The organism is Bacillus sp. SN1 (assembly GCF_002796895.1).
Taxonomy (GTDB): Bacteria; Bacillota; Bacilli; order Bacillales; family Bacillaceae; genus Bacillus; species Bacillus inaquosorum.
On record NZ_PHIE01000001.1, the window covers coordinates 1,655,476 to 1,676,110 of the forward strand.

At 41.9% G+C, this 20,635-nt stretch carries 22 protein-coding genes and 1 pseudogene; 3 read left to right on the plus strand and 20 right to left on the minus strand.

What is annotated here, in order from left to right; genetic code table 11:
* Positions 1-227: 227 nt before the first annotated feature.
* Positions 228-400, plus strand: a pseudogene (locus CVV77_RS08390) (endopeptidase); the annotation flags it as partial.
* A 158-nt stretch (positions 401-558) separates the two neighbouring features.
* Here CVV77_RS08390 and satA read toward each other — a convergent pair.
* Both satA and tcyP read right to left on the minus strand, forming a co-directional pair.
* The gene (gene satA, locus CVV77_RS08395) at positions 559-1,080 is read right to left on the minus strand and encodes a streptothricin N-acetyltransferase SatA (RefSeq protein WP_100275095.1); all 522 of its coding nucleotides are present in this window, start codon (positions 1,078-1,080) and stop codon (positions 559-561) included.
* A gap of 267 nt (positions 1,081-1,347) precedes the next feature.
* Positions 1,348-2,739 carry an L-cystine transporter TcyP gene (tcyP, locus tag CVV77_RS08400; protein WP_084991811.1) on the minus strand — a complete coding sequence of 464 codons (1,392 nt, stop codon included), beginning with the start codon at positions 2,737-2,739 and terminating at the stop codon, positions 1,348-1,350.
* 172 nt (positions 2,740-2,911) lie between these two features.
* Here tcyP and dgcK point away from each other — a divergent pair, with 172 nt between their 5' ends.
* On the plus strand, positions 2,912-3,991 hold the full coding sequence (gene dgcK / locus CVV77_RS08405) for a diguanylate cyclase DgcK (protein WP_100275096.1): 1,080 nt from the start codon (positions 2,912-2,914) through the stop codon (positions 3,989-3,991).
* Positions 3,992-3,993: 2 nt separating this feature from the next.
* On the opposite strand, the gene CVV77_RS08410 is transcribed toward dgcK, so the two are convergent.
* Positions 3,994-4,824: a MetQ/NlpA family ABC transporter substrate-binding protein gene (locus CVV77_RS08410; protein WP_100275097.1), complete on the minus strand. Its 831-nt coding sequence runs from the start codon at positions 4,822-4,824 to the stop codon at positions 3,994-3,996.
* A gap of 437 nt (positions 4,825-5,261) precedes the next feature.
* Here CVV77_RS08410 and cspB point away from each other — a divergent pair, with 437 nt between their 5' ends.
* A complete protein-coding gene (gene cspB, locus CVV77_RS08420; RefSeq protein ID WP_003224086.1) occupies positions 5,262-5,465 on the plus strand; it encodes a cold shock-like protein CspB in 204 nt (67 codons plus the stop codon).
* 91 nt (positions 5,466-5,556) lie between these two features.
* Here cspB and CVV77_RS08425 read toward each other — a convergent pair whose 3' ends face one another.
* The 17 genes from CVV77_RS08425 to CVV77_RS08510 all read right to left on the minus strand — a co-directional run bounded on the left by CVV77_RS08425 (position 5,557) and on the right by CVV77_RS08510 (position 20,576).
* The gene (locus tag CVV77_RS08425) at positions 5,557-6,498 is read right to left on the minus strand and encodes an ABC transporter permease (protein ID WP_100275098.1); all 942 of its coding nucleotides are present in this window, start codon (positions 6,496-6,498) and stop codon (positions 5,557-5,559) included.
* Positions 6,491-7,408, minus strand: a complete 918-nt coding sequence (locus tag CVV77_RS08430) for an ABC transporter ATP-binding protein (RefSeq protein WP_100275099.1) — start codon at positions 7,406-7,408, stop codon at positions 6,491-6,493. Before CVV77_RS08430 ends, CVV77_RS08425 begins: the two co-directional genes overlap by 8 nt.
* A gap of 16 nt (positions 7,409-7,424) precedes the next feature.
* A complete protein-coding gene (locus tag CVV77_RS08435; RefSeq protein ID WP_100275100.1) occupies positions 7,425-8,123 on the minus strand; it encodes an ABC transporter ATP-binding protein in 699 nt (232 codons plus the stop codon).
* A 1-nt stretch (position 8,124) separates the two neighbouring features.
* Positions 8,125-8,490, minus strand: a complete 366-nt coding sequence (locus tag CVV77_RS08440) for a GntR family transcriptional regulator (protein ID WP_084991822.1) — start codon at positions 8,488-8,490, stop codon at positions 8,125-8,127.
* Between the two features lie 2 nt (positions 8,491-8,492).
* Positions 8,493-9,254: a hypothetical protein gene (locus CVV77_RS08445; RefSeq protein ID WP_100275166.1), complete on the minus strand. Its 762-nt coding sequence runs from the start codon at positions 9,252-9,254 to the stop codon at positions 8,493-8,495.
* A gap of 169 nt (positions 9,255-9,423) precedes the next feature.
* Entirely contained in the window at positions 9,424-9,798 is a 375-nt protein-coding gene (locus tag CVV77_RS08455; RefSeq protein WP_100275101.1) for a hypothetical protein, read from the minus strand.
* A 12-nt stretch (positions 9,799-9,810) separates the two neighbouring features.
* Positions 9,811-10,341: an NAD(P)H-dependent oxidoreductase gene (locus CVV77_RS08460; RefSeq protein ID WP_003239619.1), complete on the minus strand. Its 531-nt coding sequence runs from the start codon at positions 10,339-10,341 to the stop codon at positions 9,811-9,813.
* Positions 10,342-10,363: 22 nt separating this feature from the next.
* The gene (locus CVV77_RS08465; RefSeq protein ID WP_019257869.1) at positions 10,364-11,968 is read right to left on the minus strand and encodes an MFS transporter; all 1,605 of its coding nucleotides are present in this window, start codon (positions 11,966-11,968) and stop codon (positions 10,364-10,366) included.
* 40 nt (positions 11,969-12,008) lie between these two features.
* Positions 12,009-12,674 carry a biotin/lipoyl-containing protein gene (locus CVV77_RS08470; protein ID WP_003239622.1) on the minus strand — a complete coding sequence of 222 codons (666 nt, stop codon included), beginning with the start codon at positions 12,672-12,674 and terminating at the stop codon, positions 12,009-12,011.
* Positions 12,675-12,709: 35 nt separating this feature from the next.
* Complete coding sequence (locus tag CVV77_RS08475) at positions 12,710-13,174, minus strand: MarR family transcriptional regulator (protein ID WP_100275102.1); 465 nt, start codon at positions 13,172-13,174, stop codon at positions 12,710-12,712.
* Positions 13,175-13,333: 159 nt separating this feature from the next.
* The gene (gene yhbH, locus CVV77_RS08480; protein WP_019257867.1) at positions 13,334-14,512 is read right to left on the minus strand and encodes a sporulation protein YhbH; all 1,179 of its coding nucleotides are present in this window, start codon (positions 14,510-14,512) and stop codon (positions 13,334-13,336) included.
* 179 nt (positions 14,513-14,691) lie between these two features.
* Positions 14,692-16,587, minus strand: a complete 1,896-nt coding sequence (gene prkA, locus CVV77_RS08485) for a serine/threonine protein kinase PrkA (protein ID WP_003239626.1) — start codon at positions 16,585-16,587, stop codon at positions 14,692-14,694.
* 350 nt (positions 16,588-16,937) lie between these two features.
* On the minus strand, positions 16,938-17,645 hold the full coding sequence (locus tag CVV77_RS08490; protein WP_100275103.1) for a hypothetical protein: 708 nt from the start codon (positions 17,643-17,645) through the stop codon (positions 16,938-16,940).
* A gap of 11 nt (positions 17,646-17,656) precedes the next feature.
* Positions 17,657-18,370 carry a bactofilin family protein gene (locus tag CVV77_RS08495; protein ID WP_100275104.1) on the minus strand — a complete coding sequence of 238 codons (714 nt, stop codon included), beginning with the start codon at positions 18,368-18,370 and terminating at the stop codon, positions 17,657-17,659.
* Complete coding sequence (locus CVV77_RS08500; RefSeq protein WP_181280825.1) at positions 18,361-19,002, minus strand: YhbD family protein; 642 nt, start codon at positions 19,000-19,002, stop codon at positions 18,361-18,363. Before CVV77_RS08500 ends, CVV77_RS08495 begins: the two co-directional genes overlap by 10 nt.
* A 124-nt stretch (positions 19,003-19,126) precedes the next feature.
* Positions 19,127-19,609 (minus strand): tRNA (uridine(34)/cytosine(34)/5-carboxymethylaminomethyluridine(34)-2'-O)-methyltransferase TrmL, encoded by a 483-nt coding sequence (gene trmL / locus CVV77_RS08505; RefSeq protein WP_072183318.1) that lies wholly within the window; start codon positions 19,607-19,609, stop codon positions 19,127-19,129.
* A gap of 37 nt (positions 19,610-19,646) precedes the next feature.
* On the minus strand, positions 19,647-20,576 hold the full coding sequence (locus CVV77_RS08510; RefSeq protein WP_100275105.1) for an amidase domain-containing protein: 930 nt from the start codon (positions 20,574-20,576) through the stop codon (positions 19,647-19,649).
* Between the last annotated feature and the right edge of the window lie 59 nt (positions 20,577-20,635).

Here is a 20,635-nt window from a genome sequence, read left to right on the forward strand (position 1 = left end):
ATGACTATATTGTATGAAAACAACGATCTTTGTTCTATCTTCCAGCAAATGCACTTTGTCAACTTACGGTTGCAACGATGTTATACAGTGTGTTTTTGCCTGTTCAGACCATGTCTAGAATAAAGTAGAGTAAATGTTTTCAAAAATAAACATCTAATTCCTGTTCCTTCTTTAGTATAGATAAACAATTCATTCTTTTCTACTATTTTCCATTCCTCTTAACTTGTTATGTAATGGTCATGAAAGAAGCATTGAAGTATGAAGGGCACCCGTATGCATGAGATGGTTCAAATCCGAAAACTGGATTTTGATTGTTCAGTGGTCTTTTGAGGAAGCTGGAATTACTCTTCCCAGAACAGCACAAGAACAGCATGAGGCAACAAAGAAACAGGTGGAACAGTTGCTTATTTCAGCGTGCAAAAAAATCACAATAGAATTCTTGAGGACATTATAAAAAGACCACCGTTGATGGTCCTTCACTTACTAACACACCCATTATTTCAACAAGACGGAAACATTAAATTACCATCTCTGAGATTGTTGAGATGCTATTATAACTTAAAATTTACAGTACCAAAAAATCGCAATTTCATTTGCTGTTGGAAAGTTGGAATAAAGCATAGTATCAACTGCACCTATTACAAAGTGGTTTTTTTCATAAAAATGACAAGCTGAAACATTAATATCTTGTGTTTCAAGCATAAGACCACTAAAGTTATTCTCCTTTGCCCACTCAATGGCTTTATTTAATAATGCTGTTCCAACACCATTTTTTCTATACTTTTTTGAAACAGCAATGTCCTCTATTAGTGCATATCCATTCCAATTAGAACGAATCTTAATCCGACCAATGCAATTGTTTTCAACATAATAAAAAAAAACAACTTTCCCCTCTTCTTCAATATAACTAACATCAATTTCATCATCTTCATATTTCTTGAAATAAGGCTCAGAAAATAGTTCTTCTTTATATTTCCAAACATTGTTTTCAAATGTAGGTATAATTCTACCTGAAACAACGAAAGGTTCGTTTGGTTTATTGAAATCTTTCATATTAAATTGATTCATTTTAATTATCATATCAATCTCCTTCCAAACGAAAACTTGTATTAAGAACTCTCAACTTCCATTATATGTTATTTGATAAATAAATCAATAACCGCTCTTAAAACAACAAACTTTGTGAAAACAGCACTTAAGACGTCCATCAACCTTTGTTTCCAATAATTTTTAGTAAGTGGAGTAAAAGCAAATCATAAAAAAAAGAACCCATGAAACCTTTATATTACAGGGTTCATGAGTTCTTTTATTGAAATGAACTATCAATCCTAGGCGGAATATACGTTGTTACGCTTCTTCTGCTTCAACCACTCTGGATTGATCATTGAATACCCCTGGATCAATTTCCTTCGTTACCTTACTCGTAATGAGACCAGATGTCATACTTCCGCTGACATTCAGAGCAGTACGCCCCATGTCAATTAACGGTTCGATTGAGATAAGTAAACCGGCGAGTGCCACAGGCATATTTAATGATGATAAAACTAGAAGCGCCGCGAATGTCGCTCCGCCGCCAACTCCGGCAACACCGAAGGAGCTGATGGCAACGACTGCGATAACTGTGATGATAAACACCGGGTCAAACGGATTTTGGCCGATAGTTGGGGCAATCATCATCGCCAGCATCGCAGGATAAATGCCGGCACATCCATTTTGGCCGATCGAAAGACCGAACGAACCGGCAAAGTTTGCGATTCCTTCCGGAACACCCATGCTTCTCTGTGTTTTAATATTCAGCGGCAAAGCACCCGCGCTTGACCGTGATGTAAATGCAAATACAAGTACAGGCACGGCTTTTTTCAAATAAACAATCGGATTCAAGCCACTGAGCGTCAGCAGCAGCAAATGAATAATAAACATTGTAATTAACGCGGCATACGAAGCAATTACAAACATACCTAGTTTTAGAATGCTGTCAATATCACTCGTCGCAATCGTTTTTGTCATAATGGCCAGCACCCCGTAAGGCGTCAGTCTCAAAATGAGGGTGACAACGCGCATGACAATGGCATAAACGGCATCAACCAGCTTTTTAAAGGTTTCTGCCTGTTCCGGCTGTTTACGTTTCACGCCGAGGAACGCCATTCCAAGGAAAGCTGCAAAAATAACGACAGCGATCGTTGAAGTCGGTCTAGCTCCTGTAAAATCTAAAAACGGGTTTCCCGGCAGCAGTTCAACAATCTGCTGCGGCAGCGTTTTCGCTGTCATATCTTCTGATTTTTGCTGAAGCTCCTGTCCACGTGAAAGCTCTGTATCCCCTTGGTCAACCTGAATCGCCTGCAGGTCAAAAGAAAGAGCGGACGCAATACCGACAGCTGCTGCTACAGCTGTTGTCGCAACTAAAATCCCGATAATCAAACCGCTGATTTTTCCGAGATTTTTTGTCAGCTTCAGCTTTGTAAATGCGCCGAGAATTGAAATAAAGACGAGCGGCATGACAACCATTTGAAGCAATTTGACATATCCGCCCCCGGCGATATTAAACCAGTCAGCTGTTTGAATGACTATATTTGAAGTCGGGCCGTAAATCAGCTGAAGCGCAAATCCGAATACAATCCCCAGCCCCAGCGCAGTAAATACACGTTTAGAGAAGGAAACATGTTTTTTCTGCATCACAAAAAGCCCTAAGATAAGTAAAAATAAAATAAATACATGTAATACGACTAGTAAAGTCTCCAAAGCAGGTAAACTCTCCCTTCGAATTTTCTCATATACTATATTACACTAATTCCGATGGGTCAAGTGCGAATTATTAAAACAATAAAATCCAAGTAAAAAAATCTTATATAATCCCTTATTTGTCCTTTTCTTTCCCTTCCATCTTTAGTACCTTATATTAGGGTGATAATATTTGCTGAAAGAGCTGTTTGTAAACTTGACCATTTTAATCACATTTAATTATCTCTTCACCCACCTGTTTAAAGATAGGCTGGTACATAAAAAAGACAGCGTATCCTTCCAAGCTGTTAAAGGACTGGCCTGCGGTTTCCTCGGGGTTATTCTGATGGTTTTTGGATTTACCTATCAGCATTCAATCATTGATTTTCGAAATATCCCTATTATGATCGCTGCTCTTTACGGAGGCTGGGTTTCAACGGCAACGGCCTTGGTTATGATCGGTGCAGGCCGCATGCTGATCACGATGAACACATCTGCACTATACTCGGTTATTATCATTTGTATTGCTGCCATCCCGTCACTCATTGTTTCTAGAAGAAAAAAAGTACAATTAAAACATGCTTTCTACCTTTTAATGATTACAAATAGCATGATCTCATTTTCCTTTTATTTTCTTATAGATTTACATTCATATGAACTTCACTTTTATTTTTGGATCATCTCAATAGCGGGCGGCATGCTCAGTTTATATATTATTGATCATGAAACAAATGCACATCTTCTTTTTAAACAATATAAGTTTCAGGCCCACTTTGACTTTTTAACAGGCATTTATAACCGAAGAAAGTTTGAAGAAATCACACAAACTCTGTATCAACAGGCGGCCAATACCCCGCATTTTCAATTCGCTCTGATTTATATGGATATCGACCATTTTAAAACCATCAATGACCAATACGGCCATCATGAAGGCGATCAAGTGCTGAAAGAGCTGGCTTCACGTCTGAAGCATAGTATCCGAAATACTGATCCTGCCGCACGGATTGGTGGTGAAGAATTTGCCGTGCTCCTGCCGAACTGTACGCTTAATAAAGCAGTCCAAATCGCGGAACGAATCAGGCGCGCTGTCAATGACGAACCAGTTAGATTAACAAACGGAGAAGAGCTGTCAGTGACGATATCACTGGGGGCCGCTCATTATCCCAATAATTCGGAACATCCAGAATCCTTGCCGATTCTTGCCGATCAAATGCTCTACAAAGCGAAAGAAACGGGACGGAACAAAGTATGTTTTTCAGAAAAAAAAGAATGAATTCAATGTTCGAATTCATTCTTCCAATCTGAAAGACGTTTTAAAGGCAGAAAAGCCGGAACAAGATCCCCTTGGTATTCCTTTTCTATAAATGCCGCTGTATCATCAGCTTGATAAAGTTCAAGAATGGTTTGCAGTGCTTCCCGATCTTGATCCTCCGCTCTGACAACAATCAAATTCATCTCTTCCTCTGACACTAGTCCGCCGCTCTTTATGGTGTGTTTTTTCGGGTTCAGCCCCGCTTTTTTTGCGTCAGATGGTTTCATGACAAATACATCGGCGCCGCTCACTGCATCCTGTTGCCGGACCGTTTTCAATTTCAGGTGTCTCGGATTATCTTTAATCAAATCGACTGAACCTGTTCCGTTAAATCCGTTTTTCAGCGTTAGCAAGCCCGCCTCCTGAAGCACCGTAAGCGCCCTGCCAAAATCGAACGCTTTATCCGGAACCGAAACAACAGCTCCGCGCGGTATATCTTGGATTCGGCCATATCGTTTTGAATAAATGCCCATAGGCGTTATGTATGTCGTACCAAGCGGTGCCAGCTTATGTTTGTATTTTTGGGTGAATGACTGAAAATATGAAATGGTTTGAAAAGCGTTAGCATCAATTTCTTTGTTCGCAAGCGCGATATCAGACTCCGCATAATCCGAAAAATGAATCAGTTGAATATCCAGCCCTGCCTCTTCCGCCTTTTCAGCAATATAGTTCCATATTGCCCTGTCAGACTCAGCAATTCCGATTTTGATCGTTTCATGTTCTCCTGACGGTGAGCATGCAGTGAATGAAACGAGCAGAACAAAAACAAAACTGCCTATAAGCCACTTTTTCATTGTGACCATACTCCTATCTATGTATTAGAGCATGCAAGCAATATCAGACATAAAAAACATACGCTCTCTTTAGTTGATAAACGTTGTCATTTGTAATATTGGTTAACTTTTACCTTACTCATATACAATAAGGTTGTCAATTCCTATTGCATTCTCTCCAGAAAAGCAGGAATATCTAAGGCAAACGTATGATCACGTATCGAGAAAGCAGATGAATTTCCGTGAATAAATATCAAATCGAAAAATAAATATGGTATTTTCCGAAAAAAGTTTCATTTAGCAGTTGTTTTTTCTGAAGATTACTGGTAGAGTAAAGGTAATTATTTTTGTTCGAACTATCTTTAAGAAGAAAGTTTTGTAAGAGTTTTCGTCTTGGAAGTTTGTTAAGAGCAAGAATAGTGAATTTAAGCGTTATGATCGCTTTAGGAGGAAATTTCATGTTAGAAGGTAAAGTAAAATGGTTCAACTCTGAAAAAGGTTTCGGATTCATCGAAGTAGAAGGTCAAGACGATGTATTCGTTCATTTCTCTGCTATTCAAGGCGAAGGCTTCAAAACTTTAGAAGAAGGCCAAGCTGTTTCTTTCGAAATCGTTGAAGGTAACCGCGGACCACAAGCTGCTAACGTAACTAAAGAAGCGTAAGCATAAATTGATATGCATAACTGCAGGTGCAAACCTGCAGTTTTTATTTCGATAAAAAAGCTGTTTTGCTTAAGCAAAACAGCTTTTTTCATTAGTTCGCAATATCCCGTTTCATGAAGATTCCGAAAGCGAGCAGAAGGAAGACAACAAAGTAAACTGCCAGCATGACAACAGAGAAAGTCATGGTCATCCCTTCCACTAACGGTGTCCCCTCTACATATTGAAGCAAATTAACATTGGCAAATAAAATATACTTCGCCCAGTCAAATTTCGCTGCAATAAATGCAGTGGCTGTAGTACCGGCAACCAACAAAAAGATGGAAAATCCTACTGCAAGAGAGCTGTTTCTGAATACAGCGGACAGCATAAATGCCATCGTTGCGATCATTAAAGCCGCAACAGATTCTGAGAGATACGTTTTTGCCAAATATCCCATCATGTTTTGCTCAAAGACATGGCCGTCCTTGTAGATTAAATGAACATTCGCAGCAGTATCGCCGCCTGTCCCGAAGAAGATCAGGCCTAATAAAGTAGAACCCATAAATAAAATAAACAGCAATAAGAACCCAAACAGGAGAACTGTAATATACTTGGAGAGCAAAATCTGAAAACGGCTGAGCGGCCGGATCATTAACAGCTTAATGGTTCCCCAATTAAATTCGTTCGCGACAATTCCAGCTGCGATAATAATGGTAAACAGTCCGGTAAGGATTGTAAAACCTGCTGAATCCGTTACATAAGACCATACAGTATAGCCAGTGTCATCAGGGATGTTATGTTCAATACGATAGTTGTTGAGTGTGATTGTTTCTTCATAGCCATCTTTCAGTGAAGGATTTTCTTTCATTTCCTTCTTCAATGTAGCATTTTCCGCTTGAAGCTCTTGTTTCCAATGGGGGTTTGATTCACCAGCAGAAAAATGATTCGCCAGAAATGCGTATCCAACCATTGTTAATCCCAGAATCCCGATCATCACCCATGTTCCGGCACGGCTGAAGATTTTGATCCATTCATTATAAATCAAATTAAACATGTTGAACCTCCTCTTTTGCTTCACCTGTCATTTCTAAGAAACGGTCCTCTAATGATTTTGTCACTACTTTGACTTCATAAATGCGGATTTGCTGCATCACCAGCAATTCAATGGCCGCCGGGACTTCGTCTTTAGACAGTTTGACTTCCACACCGTTTGTCTTGCTCACCAAATCATACTCCTTTAGAACAGAAGCGGCTTCATTCGGCTGTTCAACATGGAAGAAATATGTATCTTTTTCATCAGTGATTTCATCTTTTACATTTTGAATATCGATAAGCTTTCCTTTTTGCAGAATCGCAATTCGGTCACACATCAGTTCCATTTCCGACAGCAGGTGGCTTGAAACGATGACGGCCATTCCTCTTTCTCGCGTCAGCTTCTTTAAATGATCCCTGATTTCCCTGATCCCCGCCGGATCAAGGCCGTTTGTCGGTTCATCCAAAATCAGCACTTTTGGATCATGCAAAAGACATTGTGCCAAGCCAAGACGCTGTCTCATCCCAAGAGAATACGTTTTCACCTTGTCATGGATTCTGTCTGTTAAACCGACCAGCTCAACGACTTCATCAATTTTTTCCTTCGTGACGCCCTTGACCATCCTTGCGTATTGCTGCAGATTTTTATATCCGCTTAAGAATTTATAAAGCTCTGGGTTCTCTACGATCGCTCCAATATGCTTAATCGCCTTGGCATAATCCTTCTTAATTGATTGGCCGCAAATGAAGACATCACCTTGTGACAGCTTCATTAACCCCACCATCATCCGGATGGTTGTTGTTTTTCCTGCTCCGTTCGGACCCAAAAAACCGAATACTTCGCCTTCACGAATCGTAAAGCTCAAATGATCAATGATTGTTCGGCCTCTGATGTTTTTCGTCACATTTTTTAATTCCAATACTGTCGTCATCATGTTCCTCCTCTTTCTAGCAAACTTCCATTTTTGATTTAAACCATTGCAAAACAGACATGCCTTCCTGCTCACGAATATCTTCCACATCACGTTGAGCAACTTTTTCTCCATTTGCGAGTATGATTACTTCGTCAAGCAAGGTTTCAATTTCATCAATCTCATGCGTAGCGATCACAACAATCTGCTGCTCAAAATCAATGTATGACACCAGGCTGTTTACGATGGAGTCCCTGACCATCGGATCAAGCCCGGAAAAAGGTTCATCAAGCAAGATGACAGATGCCCGTCTTGCTAAAGCAAGAACGATTTTCAGCCTTCCCCGATTTCCTTTTGATAGCTTTTTGATCTTTTTTTTCGGATCAAGCTGCATTTCATTCAACAGCTTATAAGCTTGTTCTGTTTGAAAATCAGGAAATTGCGACTGGTAAAAGTTCACCATATCTTTAACAGTAAAATGCGGATAAAACATATCAAGCTCAGTGAGATAAGCCGTTTGACGGACCATATCTCTCGTAACCGGCTTTTCATCCGCTTTAACCAATCCTGAAGTCGGAAACAGAAGGCCGGCCATCATTTTTAAGGTCGTTGATTTGCCGCTGCCGTTCGGTCCGATCAGACCATAAATCCGTCCGGATGATAAGGTGATCGACACATCATTGACAGCGGTTTGGCGACCGTATTTTTTTGATACATGTTCTAAAGTGATTTCCATTTTAGCCTCCCTCAGTGAATTTTTTTATCCCTTCCACCATTTCTTCTTTCGTTAGCCCCAGCTCTGTCATTTGCTTCACAAAGCCTTCCAGCACTTCTCGTGTCAGCCTGTCTTTCAGCTCATCTACGATTTCTGCTTTTTCTGCAATAAACGTTCCTTGACCTCTTCTTGTCTCCACAATACCCAGCCTTTCCATCTCACTGTATGTCCTTTGAATTGTATTGGGATTTACCTTGGTTTGAATCGCCATTTCTCTTACAGAAGGAAGCTTGTCTCCTGGGAGCAGTTCCTTTCTGACCAGCCGATAAAAGATCTGGTCAGCGATCTGCAGATATATCGGTTTCGAGGATTGGAAATGATTGTCCATATTCACACCTCTACTTTACGATCAAGCAGTTTTGAAGCCGCGATGAGCAGCAAGATCGTGATGACAATAGCAATAGGAAACCCAAGCACGGACAGGTGTATCGGTTTTAATTCCAATCTCCAAACGTTGCGGAAGTGGAAATCAAAATTGCAATAGACTGTTACAGGCCAGAAATGCTTTTGAGATTCAACTAAAGGGCTTATGATGTATTCATCGAAGAAAAACCACACTGTGACCAACAGCCCCATCGCAGCCCATCGCATTCCGCGCCAGTTCTTAAGTGAGTGGAAAACAGTCCAAAACACAACTACAGTCACTGACATATATAACGAGGAAATAAGACCGTACATATTCAGCAATACCGTTGTACTTGTTATATCAACTTGATGCTCCAGCAGATTTTTCACAGAGAGCATATGATAAATCCAAATACCATAAGCGGTTAATGCCAATTGAATCAGAAATTGATAGAGCAAAGATGCTGCCAATTTAGAAGAAAGCAGCCAGAAACCGCCGTTTGGATTGTACAGCCAAAGCTGTGATTTCCCTTCTTTGTGAAGATGATAAAACACAAAAACAGGGGATAAGAAAAGCAGAAAAAAAGCAACTGCAACAAAGAAACCAAAAATGACAAGAGGTTCTTGCGTGCGAGAAGCTATGATATGGCCTGTCACAAATAAGAAAATGATTCCGCATATCCAGACTAGCAGCCATATTCTTGAAATTTTTATATCTTTCTTTAACAGACCTAAAAAAGAATCCATGTTTTTACCTCCCGGAAGCCTCTTTGGTGTATGAGTAACATAGTACACTAGATCAAAAGTGAATACAACATATTCCATGGATTTATTTGATAAAAAATCATAATACATACATAAAAACAGCAAAAAAAAAAAGCAAATCCGCCATGAGTAAACGGATTTGCCTTTTTCATTACTTCTTCTTATTTTTCATGGAGAGCAGCGCATCACGATAGCTGCTGTCCTGCATTTTGTCACGTTTCTCAGTGACCTCTTCCTCTGCCTGATTTTCATCAGAATGCTTAAACTTTTGCAGCGCCTGCCTGTAAATATCATCACCTATTGTGTCTCGTTTCTCTTTTGGAGAATCATTTTTCACAACAGCTGGCGTATGCTCAGCAGCCCTTGCTTCAGCTGGGTATTGCGCTTCGTTTTTTTCCTCTTCTGGAGGGGTGATTCTTTCGGTTGCTTCTTGCTTCTCGGGTCCAGGAGAGGCGTTGCGGACATTGAATGTAATAAGAGCCGCAATGACAATGACAGCAGCAATAATTGCTATAATAATGGCCATTTCAACCTCTCCTTACTGTCCTGCTGTTAGGTTTCCTGTAACTTGGGTGACGCGTCTTCCCAGAGCGCGTCCCAACTGAATACCTTCCTCAGACATTAACTCATCACTGTCAACCGGACAAGTGACGCCTGCTCCGTAATAAGAGCCGTACAGTGCGTTTTCAGGCACATTACCAGGCAGGCCGACAACAATCATGCCTTGATGGAACATCGGCGTGATCAAGTTGTGCATTGTCATTTCCAAACCGCCGTGAGTTGTTGCCGTTGTGCAGAAAACAGCGCCGACTTTGTTGATCAGCTCACCTTCGGCCCATAAGTAGCCAAGTCTGTCGATCCAAGCTTTAAGACCGGAGCTGATTGTTCCGAAATGCCCCGGGCATCCCCAAATAATCGCATCCATATCTTTCAGCTTGCGGATATCTGCTTGATCGACATGGTCGATCAATACCTCAGCCGCCTCGTTTTCTCTCGCGCCTTCAGCAATCGCTTCTGCAAGAACCTTTGTATGTTCACCTTCACTGTCATACACTACATAAATTTTCATTCAGGAAACCTCCTTGTACAGATTAAGATTCCTTCACTTCTTTAGGAGCCGGAAGCAATGAAAGCTCCTCTTTTTTCTTTTTCTCCGCACGAACTTTATCTTTTCTCACGTCACGCAAGAAAAGACTTAGAATCAAACCGAACACACAGAATATTGTTGCCCACATAAAGGCATCATTAATCCCCATAACGTTTGAATCAAGTGACGCATGTTTGTAAAGATGAGAGTAAACATACGTTTTCGCTGTGTCATAAGACATGTTCAGATTCACCATTAAATTAGAAACTGCATTTTGGAATGCATGGAGGAAGTTCGGGTCCGCCGTGCTTGTTTTATCTGCAATTTGTGAATAATGGAACGTCGTACGGTTTGTATAAATCGTCGTAATTAAGCTTGTACCAATTGATCCGCTGATTTGGCGAAGCGTGTTGCTCATCGCCGTACCGTGGCTGTTCAGACGGGCAGGAAGCTGGTTCATACCCGCTGTCATAACCGGCATCATTAAGAGTGACATACCGAATGCACGGATTGAGTAGATCAGCATGATGTGTGTATATGGTGTATCAATCGTTAATTGCGTGTATTGATATGTCGTCACCACTGTAACAAGAAGCCCGATAATCGCAAGCGGTCTCGGACCGAATTTATCAAACAAAATACCTGAGATCGGTGACATAATCAGCATCACGATCGCACCCGGAAGCAGAAGCAGACCGGATTGAAGCGCCGTAAAGCCGACCAGATTTTGGAGATAAATCGGTAACAGGAACATACCAGTGTACAATGCTACTGTAATAATAATATTAATGACACTTGAAAGTGAGAAAATGTCGTATTTAAACACTCTGAAATCAAGCATCGGATCATCATGGCGCAATTGCTGAATAACAAAAGCAACAATTGCAATGACGCCGATTATAACTGTAGACAGGACAATCGGATCGGTCCAGCCGTCAGAACCCGCTTCACTGACTCCGTATAACAAGGATGCGAATCCGACAATCGAGAGGATCGCTCCAAGTGTGTCGAGTTTGATTTTTTGCGGCTCCACCAGATTCTTAAAGATGAAGAAAGCCACGATGATAACAATTGCGCCGATCGGCACAAGTCCGTAAAACATGATGCGCCATGTGTAATGCTCAATAATCCACCCAGAAAGAGTCGGGCCGACCGCTGGAGCAAACATCATCGCAAGTCCGAAAATCCCCATTCCTTTCCCCCTGCTTTCAGGCGGGAAGATTAACAGAATGGTTGTCATAACGAGCGGCTGCAAGATACCTCCGCCCACGGCCTGGATCAAACGGCCGATCAGCATTACAGAGAAGTTAGGTGCGATACCGCAGACTAACGTACCGAGCGTAAAACAGAACATCGCGACGAGAAAGAGACTCCGTTGGCCGAACCGTGTAATCAGGAAGGCAGATAACGGAATCAATACGCCGTTAACAAGCATGTAACCTGTTGTCAGCCACTGAATCGTCGTTGCACTTACGCCAAATTCAGTCATTAAGTGCGGCATTGCGACGTTAAGCAATGTTTGGTTTAATATTGCCAAAAATAAACCCGCCATTAGCACAATCAGCAATGTCATAGGGCTTTTTGTATTTTTTTCTTTGCCTGTAGCCATCTAAGACAACCTCCTTTCATGGTTTGATGACTGATCTGTTTTACTCAGAAATCTTAACAGATGCATTCATACCAGGAAGCACCTTATCAGATGGGTTTTTGATTGAAATTTTCACAGGAACTTTTTGTGTTACTTTTGTGTAGTTTCCGCTTGAATTTGTAGATGGAAGCATATCAAAAGTTGAGTTAGTCGCATAGCCAATTTCTTCTACAGTACCGTCAAATGTTGTATCAGGATCTCCGTCAACTACTACGTCTACACTATTTCCAACTTCAACATCCGCAATATCTGTTTCTTTAATATTTGCTGTGATGTACAGGTTGTCCATGTCAATTGTTTGCGCAATTGTTGTACCAGCCTGTACGGTTTGTCCGTTTTTCACTTCGTTTTTCACAATTGTTCCATCCATGATGGATTTCACATCAACAGTTTGTTCACCTTTGATTTTTGCAACTGTGTCGCCTTTTTTCACTGTTTTTCCTTCTTCAAGATCCCAGTCGGATACTTTACCTGCTGCTGGAGCTGAGATAGCTGCCATATCGCCGGCTACTTTTGCTTCATCTGTTTTTACGTAGTTTGTGCTTTGATAATAGTAGTAAGCACCTCCGCCTATAATTGCAAGAACAACAATCAAACCGATAATGTTGGTCAGAATTAAACGTCCTCTGTTCATTTTGTTTTCTCCTTTCGTTTCATCCTCTATCATTTTGTGGAAAGCTGGTGAAAATATGTGAGAAGTTTTTAATTACCGCTTTTTTCTGAACAGCCTTCGGCAAGCTTCGTTAAGCTTCCGGCAAGCTTGCGCAAATACTGCAGCTGGGATGTGTCGAGCTTCTGATACAGGCTCGCACCCATTTTTGCATATTGCACAGCGGCTTTTTCTATCATTTCTTCCCCCTCTTCGGTTAACTGAATCATGACGATACGGCGGTCATCCGGACTGTCATATCGATTCATCAATTGGCGCTTATACAGAATATCTGTCATCCGCGTCACAGAAGCGGGCTTAAGGTCAAGCGACATCGCCAGCTTGCTTAGCGGGGTGCTTCCGCTTTGATGAATTTTAAACATCAGCAAATATTGAAGGACTGTAATATCAAAAGGCTCAAGCACAATCTCCAATATCTTCTTCTGTTTTTTATAGATCGACCGAGACGTATCGAAGAGCTGTTCAAAAGTGAGCAAAGCACGTTCTGATTCAGTCAACTCCTTTTCACCTCATTCCTCAATAATAGTTCACAAGATAAAATATTAATAAATGAAAGAAGATTTGTCAAAGGAAAAATTTCTTTTTCTCCCGTATTTTTTTCGCAACCGTTTTCTTACTTTTATTAAATAAAAAAAAGCCCTGAAACGGGCTTTTTTTTACGAAAATTGATGGCTTACGCCAGACTCTTCATTTCTGAAAAAGTTCTTCAGCGCCTGAAAAACATCAGACTTCTGTTTTAAAATATAGTACTTAAATTTCTCGTCTTTGACATTTTTGTATGCAGACATTAGCGTTGAATGCCTGTTGTATTGATTGACCTCGCCGTAGCAGAAAAGATTGGCCTTCTTCATAATATCATTGACCAGCTTCACACACCGCGCGTTATCCGATGTCAGGTTGTCACCGTCAGAAAAATGAAACGGGTAAATATTATAGCGGGCGGGATTGTACTTTTCATCAATCAGCTCAAGCGACTTCCGGTATACGGATGAACAGATGGTTCCGCCGCTTTCTCCCTTTGAGAAGAAGTCCTCTTCCGACACGACTCTTGCTTCCGTATGGTGGGCAATAAATTCAATTTCTACAGTCTCATATTTCGTCCGCAAAAAACGGGTCATCCAGAAAAAGAAGCTTCTGGCCATGTATTTTTCCCAAACACCCATACTGCCGCTTGTATCCATCATTGCTAAGACGACGGCTTTTGACTCGGGCTTTGTTATGTCATTCCATGTCTTATACTTCAAGTCCTCCGGGTAAATCGGATAGAACGACGGCTTCCCTGTCATCGCATTTCGTTTAAAAGCTGACATCATCGTTCTTTTCTTATCAATATTACCGGTTAACCCTGTTTTACGGATATCATTAAACTCTATATCTGTATGAATGATATTGTCTCGCTCTTTTTGCTGGAGGTTCGGAAGCTCTAATTCCTTAAAAAGCGCTTCTTCTAAATCCATTAATGAAACTTCTGCTTCATAATAATCTTCGCCTGCCTGGTCTCCGGCGCCCTGCCCTTTTCCGGGTCCCTGGTTTTTGTCTGATCCATCCCGGGCCACAACATCTCCAACCTGGCTGTCGCCGTCTCCTTGCCCTACGTGTTTATTTTTATCATAGTTATAACGGATTTTATACTCATCCAGTGAACGGATTGGGATCTTCACTACATCTTTTCCATTAGACATAATAATGCTTTCCTCAGTCACGAGGTCCGGAAGATTGTTTTTGATCGCTTCCTGCACTTTTTTCTGGTGGCGCTGCTGGTCATCGAAGCCTTTGCGATGGAGGGACCAGTTTTCCTCAGAAATCAAAAAATGGCCGCTGTCATTTTGGGACATGAATTCCCCTCCTTAACCATTTGTGGTCGTGATACATACGTATTCCGGCTTGTGCCAGATTATGAAACAAGTCTTTTGAAAAGATTTATATTCATCATATGCACAAACATACGGTTAATTGACAAACTATTTAGAAAATGGGACAAAATAACCCGCCCTATTCGGACGGGTCACGTTGCTTATCGGTTCAGCAGGCTGCCGACATATTTCAGCAGCTCATTGGCGCTCGTCGAGTTGTAGCCGTGCTCATCAATTAAACGGGCCACGACTTCATTTACCTTTTTCAGCTGCTGCTCATCCGGCGTTTTTGTTGAAGTCGTAATTTTAACGACATCCTTCAGATCAGCAAACAACTTTTTCTGAATGGCTTCACGCAGTCTTTCATGAGAATTGTAATCAAACCGCTTACCTTTTCTCGCATACGCCGAGATGCGGATTAAGATTTCTTCGCGGAACGCTTTTTTAGCGTTTTCCGAAATACCGATCTGCTCTTCAATTGATCTCATCAGCTTTTCGTCCGGATTCATTTCTTCTCCTGTCAAAGGATCCCGAAGCTTGTTTTTGTTGCAATAGGCCTCTACGTTGTCGAGGTAATTATCCATAAGTGTTTTTGCTGATTCTTCATATGAATACACAAACGCTTTTTGAACTTCCTTTTTCGCAATATCGTCATATTCCTTGCGGGCGGCAGAAATAAAATTCAAATACCGCTCCCTGTCCTCGCTTGAAATCGAAGGATGCTGATCAAGACCTTCTTTTAAGGAACGAAGAACATCAAGAGAATTAATCGATTCCATATTTTTTCTGATAATCGTTGAAGAAATCCTGTTGATCACGTACCGCGGATCAATTCCGCTCATGCCTTCATCATTATATTCTTTTTTCATATCCTCAACGTCGACAGAGTTATATCCTTCCACACTTTCCCCATCATACAGTCTCATTTTCTTGACCAGATCAATATCCGACCGCTTTGGTTCTTTTAACCGGGTAAGAATCGAGAACATCGCAGCGACCTTCAACGTATGCGGGGCAATATGAACATCCGCTACATCGCTTTCTGCGATCATCTTTTCATAAATTCTCTCTTCTTCAGACACTTTTAAATTATAAGGAACAGGCATTACAATGATTCTCGAGTGCAGGGCTTCATTCTTCTTATTAGAAATAAATGAGCGATACTCCGTTTCATTCGTGTGAGCCACGATCAGCTCATCAGCAGAAATTAACGCAAATCGCCCCGCTTTAAAATTCCCTTCCTGTGTCAATGAAAGCAAATGCCAGAGAAATTTCTCATCACATTTCAGCATCTCCTGAAATTCCATCATCCCTCGGTTCGCTTTATTCAGTTCTCCGTCAAACCGGTAAGCGCGCGGATCTGATTCTGAACCGTACTCCGCAATGGTTGAGAAATCAATGCTTCCCGTCAAATCGGCAATATCCTGAGACTTCGGATCAGATGGGCTGAATGTTCCGATTCCCGTACGCTTATCTTCTGAAAAGAAAATGCGCTCAACCTTCACATCCTCAATTCTTCCTCCGTACTCTTCCTCCAGCCTCATGACATTTAAAGGAGAAAGACTTCCTTCTATTCTTATGCCGTACTCTCTGTAAAAGTCATCTCGCAAATGATGGGGGATTAAATGTAGAGGGTCCTCGTGCATCGGGCAGCCTTTAATCGCATATACGGCACCATTATCCGTCAGCGTATACGCTTCGAGACCTTTTTTAAGCATCGTGACCAGCGTGGATTTACCGCCGCTCACAGGTCCCATCAGCAATAAAATCCGCTTTCTGACATCAAGCCGTTTCGCGGCCGGATGAAAATACTCTTCAACAAGACGCTCCAAAGATTCCTCAAGCCCAAACAGCTCGCGGTCAAAAAAGCTGTACTTCTTCCGTCCGTCAATCTCCTCTATCCCGCTGTCTTTTATCATATTAAAAACACGAGAATGAGCAGATTGCGCGACCATTGGATTTTCTTTAATAATCTCCAAATAATCGGCGAATGTTCCTTCCCATTTCAGCCGCTGCTCTTCCTCTCTGTACTGTTCAATTTTCTTTAATATATCCATAAGGACCTCCTCCATCATGTTTGATGCGCTATGCAAATAAGGTACTTTGATACAATCTATGCCGCCATCTCGTGATACATGCTTTGGTTTCTTAAAAATAAAGATACTTATACGGCGTTGACAAGGCAGACCGCGACCGTTCATAATAAAGAAAAATACAGAATCATCCAGACTCGGGCAGCACGGAAAAATTGAAGAGGGGGAGAGACGGTGAAAACAATCATCATGATGGGTGTCATTGTCACTTTTTTAGTATCAATTTTTACTGCAGGGTACGAAAGCAAGCCAGGAAAAGAATAAAAAAGGGTGCTCCTCATAAGAGCACCCTTTTTGTATAACAGAACAGTGTTTTACAGTTTTATTTTTTCTTTAACCTTTGAATGATGATCGCATTCGTATTTGTTTTTGTACTCAATTGTTCCGATGCTGCAGCCCGGCCCGATGATCACTTCTTTTCCCCTGACAACTGCCGCCTCGGTATTCTCCAAATAAACCTGATCTCCTTCTATAACATCGGCAATCAGTTTTGTATTCTTCCGTTTAAAAAAGCTCGCGCGTCTTTTCACTGTTATTGTTGTTCCGCCCATTTCCCGCACATAGCTTACATCATGGCTCAATCCAAGCTTAATGTCACCCGCATTCAATAATCCAAACACATCAACGCAGCCTGTGACATGGAACATTTCTGTTTCACAATCGCCTTTGACGCTAAGCTTCCCTTTCATATCGCACGATTCTCCAGTCATATTCCCGCCAATTTCAGTCAGGCCTTTCAAATTGAACCGATCAAATTGAAGTGAACCGCTCACTTTCATTGTGCCGTATACATTGATTCTGCCGGCTGTCAGATCGCCTTTAAACTCACTTTCTCCATACACACGCAGCCGATCAGTCTCTGCTTTCCCGAGAAAACATCCTGTTCCGAATATGCGGCAGCCCGCGGCAGACAGCCCTTCACCGACCACACCTTCTCCTTTGATGCTGACATGGTGATATGCGCCTCCTGCAGCGTGACCGGCGCCATATAATTTTAAATTTCCCAATTTTGTTGTCTCCATTACGACCCTCCTCACATCTTTGTGCATGTTTCTACCGATGCGCTCGGATCACAAGTATAGTCCCCGCTGTATTCCACGGTTTCAATCTGGCAATTCGGTCCGATTTTCACTTTATTTCCGCGCACGGTTTTCGCCTTTGTATTTGTCAGTTCAATCACGTCACCTTCGATCAGTTCAGCCGTTAAAACAGGCTGCGGCATCAGTCTGAGCATTGTCAGCATCCCTTTTCTCCCTGTCACTTGAAGGTGGCGGCAGCCGATCTCACGTACATAACTTTCACCGGCAGAAAGCTTAATGATTACCTGGTCAGCGTTTAAAAGCCCGCTGACTTTGCATTTCCCTTCCGATTGAAAGGTTTCCGTTTCACAATCCGCTTCCATGACTGCTTTTCCGCTAATGACAATGTCATCAGCCTTGACTGTACCGCCAAATGTTGATGATCCAGCAATCTTCAATTGTTTTGCAGATACCTCTCCCTCAATTAAACCTGTTCCGTTAATCCGAATAGATTCTGCTTCAACGTCTCCATGTATCTTACCTGAACCGCTGATGGTTACCGCTTTCGCTTTGACGCTGCCGTCAGCTTTTCCGGTTCCATTAAAAGAAAAAGTATCACACTCCACGTCCCCGGCGACTGTTCCGCTGCCGTTAATTTCAACTGATTGAAATGTTCCTCCCTTTGAACTTCCTGATCCGTTTATCACCAGCTTTTCCATTACATCCATTGATGGCCCTCCTGCATATATGTTGTTTTTAATTCCTCTGACGCCTTAGCTAAATCTACCCGTTCCACGACCTTAACGGACGATTCAAACAGAATGCTGTCCGCTGCAGCTGCTATAAAACAGGTTGTGACACCGAGCTTCCGCAGCACAATCAGCTCCGTCTGTTTCTTGATCTCTTCAGTATCATGCTGCTTTAACACCCCTGCAGCCATTCTTGCTTCTGCCAAGCTGACATTTCCGGACTGCAGCAGCCCTTCAAGCACATACAGCGAAAGAAGATCGCGGGAAGAAAAAACCGATTTCTCGCAGCCTTCTGAAAAGACATCAAGAGCAGTCCTTGAAATCAAACCTTTATGAATCAAATCATCAGCGGTCATGCTGACATCCTTCATTTTCGGCGACAGCATTTCCCTCATTTCATCCAGTGACAAATTTTCCTTCATCTTTTGAATCATTGAAATGCGTTTTAAAATATCCTCTCTCGGAAAAAACGTCTCTTGCCCTGTAAATGTGGACTTGCGAATAAACCATTCCTCAGGAATTAAGTTTTTCCGCTTCCACCGATACAGTTGACCGTAAGAAATCGATGTTTTTTCAAGTAATTCTTTTTTAGAGATTAATTGTTCTTCCATAGGTCCAGCTCCTTCGATGGATTCATTGTAACATAACACTGTTACGTTGTTAAGCCCAAATACAAAACAAAGCATCCCTAATAACATAAAAAACCCGCCCATCATTGATGAGCGGGTTTTTTCACTATTTTAAATCACGGTAATTTTGCTGGCGAAGCGCTTCATAAACGAGAATCGCCGCAGTGTTGGACAGGTTTAACGATCTAACGTGCTCAGTCATCGGAAGACGCAGGCAGCGGTCCATGTTATTTTGAATTAAATCCTTTGGCAAACCGCTTGTTTCTCTTCCGAACACGAAGAAATAATCCTCGTCAAGATCAGTGTAATCAAACGATGTATGAGGCTGCTGGCCGAATTTCGTGATAAAGAAAAACTGGCCTTTTTGATATTCCTCAAACAATTCTTCTAACGAATCATGATACACAACGTTCACAAACTCCCAATAATCGAGTCCGGCACGCTTCAGCATTTTATCATCCGTTGAAAAGCCGAGTGGACGAATCAGGTGGAGCGTTGTATTGGTTGCTGCACAAGTACGTGCAATATTCCCTGTATTAGCAGGAATTTCTGGTTGATATAAAACGACATGTAATGCCACAATGTTCACCTCTGTTTTTCTTATCCGCCCATCATTATATCATTAATTACTCTTTTGTCGTATCATCAAAAATATGAAAAAAGGCATATCGTATTGACGGCGTGTATGCCGTAGAATCCTCGTATGACCAATATCTCATCCGGCTGTCATAGGACTGGGCATTGACAAGCGGCATATTTCCTTTGTCCTTTGCCACGACAATCGTTGTGTGATTAAACCGGCCGTCACCTTCAAAGTCATAGCAAATCACATCGCCAGGCATCAGCTCTTCCGCAGATTTAACCCGCACTGCACGAAGGCCAGCCTTTGAATTCGCCAAATACATTTTCATAGAGTGAGCCACCGTCCAGCTGTAGCTCCAGGAACTTTGCTTCATCCACCAGCCTGATCCTCTGTTCGGATGGCCGCGCATCGGTGCGCCTCCAGCATGGAGACACTGAGAAATAAAATTCGTGCAGTTATCGCTGAAATTTTTATAAGCCGGATTGCGCTTGTTCCAAAATTTCTCGGCATATTGCACAGCGCCGAGGCGATCGTATTGAAAGGCTCTGCCAAACGCTTCCCTGTCCTCTTGAGAATAGTCAATAATACTGGTGCCTTCATGAAATCCAGCCGGTGTTTTCGCAATTTCCTGATCACTAATCAAAATGTGATCATAAAGAAAAGCGATCCGCTCCTCTATTTGCTCTTCCATATACAAGCTGTCGTCCTGCTCCTTATACACGTATTCGTAATGAATGGTATACGTAAGGCAGGTCGTTCCGTCATCCTCAACCCGTACATGATCAATGACGGCCTTTGCTTTCGCTTTTATAATGTCAACTTTACGTTTTTCCAGAAGCTTCTTCTTTCGCTCCATGACTTCAAGGTCTCCGACTTCAGACTCCTGTCTCATAGCATGCCCGTTAACCAGATAGCTCAGCCGCTCCTCCGCTAATTGTTCTAAAATGTGCTTCAAGCTCACCCCACCCGCCATACTTTTTTATAGAGAAAAAACACTTGGATGCATCTCAAGTGTTTTTTCCTTCTTCTCTA

Bases quoted from the DNA above. Each gene is read 5' to 3' on its own strand.
- CVV77_RS08470 (WP_003239622.1), bottom strand. From the start codon at position 12,674: ATGATAGAGGATGAAACGAAAGGAGAAAACAAAATGAACAGAGGACGT.
- CVV77_RS08510 (WP_100275105.1), bottom strand. From the start codon at position 20,576: ATGGCGGGTGGGGTGAGCTTGAAGCACATTTTAGAACAATTAGCGGAG.
- CVV77_RS08425 (WP_100275098.1), bottom strand. From the start codon at position 6,498: ATGTTTAATTTGATTTATAATGAATGGATCAAAATCTTCAGCCGTGCC.
- CVV77_RS08495 (WP_100275104.1), bottom strand. From the start codon at position 18,370: ATGGATGTAATGGAAAAGCTGGTGATAAACGGATCAGGAAGTTCAAAG.
- satA (WP_100275095.1), bottom strand. From the start codon at position 1,080: ATGATAATTAAAATGAATCAATTTAATATGAAAGATTTCAATAAACCA.
- CVV77_RS08440 (WP_084991822.1), bottom strand. From the start codon at position 8,490: ATGGACAATCATTTCCAATCCTCGAAACCGATATATCTGCAGATCGCT.
- CVV77_RS08455 (WP_100275101.1), bottom strand. From the start codon at position 9,798: ATGGCCATTATTATAGCAATTATTGCTGCTGTCATTGTCATTGCGGCT.
- yhbH (WP_019257867.1), bottom strand. From the start codon at position 14,512: ATGTCCCAAAATGACAGCGGCCATTTTTTGATTTCTGAGGAAAACTGG.
- CVV77_RS08490 (WP_100275103.1), bottom strand. From the start codon at position 17,645: ATGGAGACAACAAAATTGGGAAATTTAAAATTATATGGCGCCGGTCAC.
- CVV77_RS08410 (WP_100275097.1), bottom strand. From the start codon at position 4,824: ATGAAAAAGTGGCTTATAGGCAGTTTTGTTTTTGTTCTGCTCGTTTCA.
- CVV77_RS08460 (WP_003239619.1), bottom strand. From the start codon at position 10,341: ATGAAAATTTATGTAGTGTATGACAGTGAAGGTGAACATACAAAGGTT.
- CVV77_RS08500 (WP_181280825.1), bottom strand. From the start codon at position 19,002: ATGGAAGAACAATTAATCTCTAAAAAAGAATTACTTGAAAAAACATCG.
- CVV77_RS08445 (WP_100275166.1), bottom strand. From the start codon at position 9,254: ATGGATTCTTTTTTAGGTCTGTTAAAGAAAGATATAAAAATTTCAAGA.
- CVV77_RS08465 (WP_019257869.1), bottom strand. From the start codon at position 11,968: ATGGCTACAGGCAAAGAAAAAAATACAAAAAGCCCTATGACATTGCTG.
- CVV77_RS08435 (WP_100275100.1), bottom strand. From the start codon at position 8,123: ATGGAAATCACTTTAGAACATGTATCAAAAAAATACGGTCGCCAAACC.
- cspB (WP_003224086.1), top strand. From the start codon at position 5,262: ATGTTAGAAGGTAAAGTAAAATGGTTCAACTCTGAAAAAGGTTTCGGA.
- prkA (WP_003239626.1), bottom strand. From the start codon at position 16,587: ATGGATATATTAAAGAAAATTGAACAGTACAGAGAGGAAGAGCAGCGG.
- CVV77_RS08430 (WP_100275099.1), bottom strand. From the start codon at position 7,408: ATGACGACAGTATTGGAATTAAAAAATGTGACGAAAAACATCAGAGGC.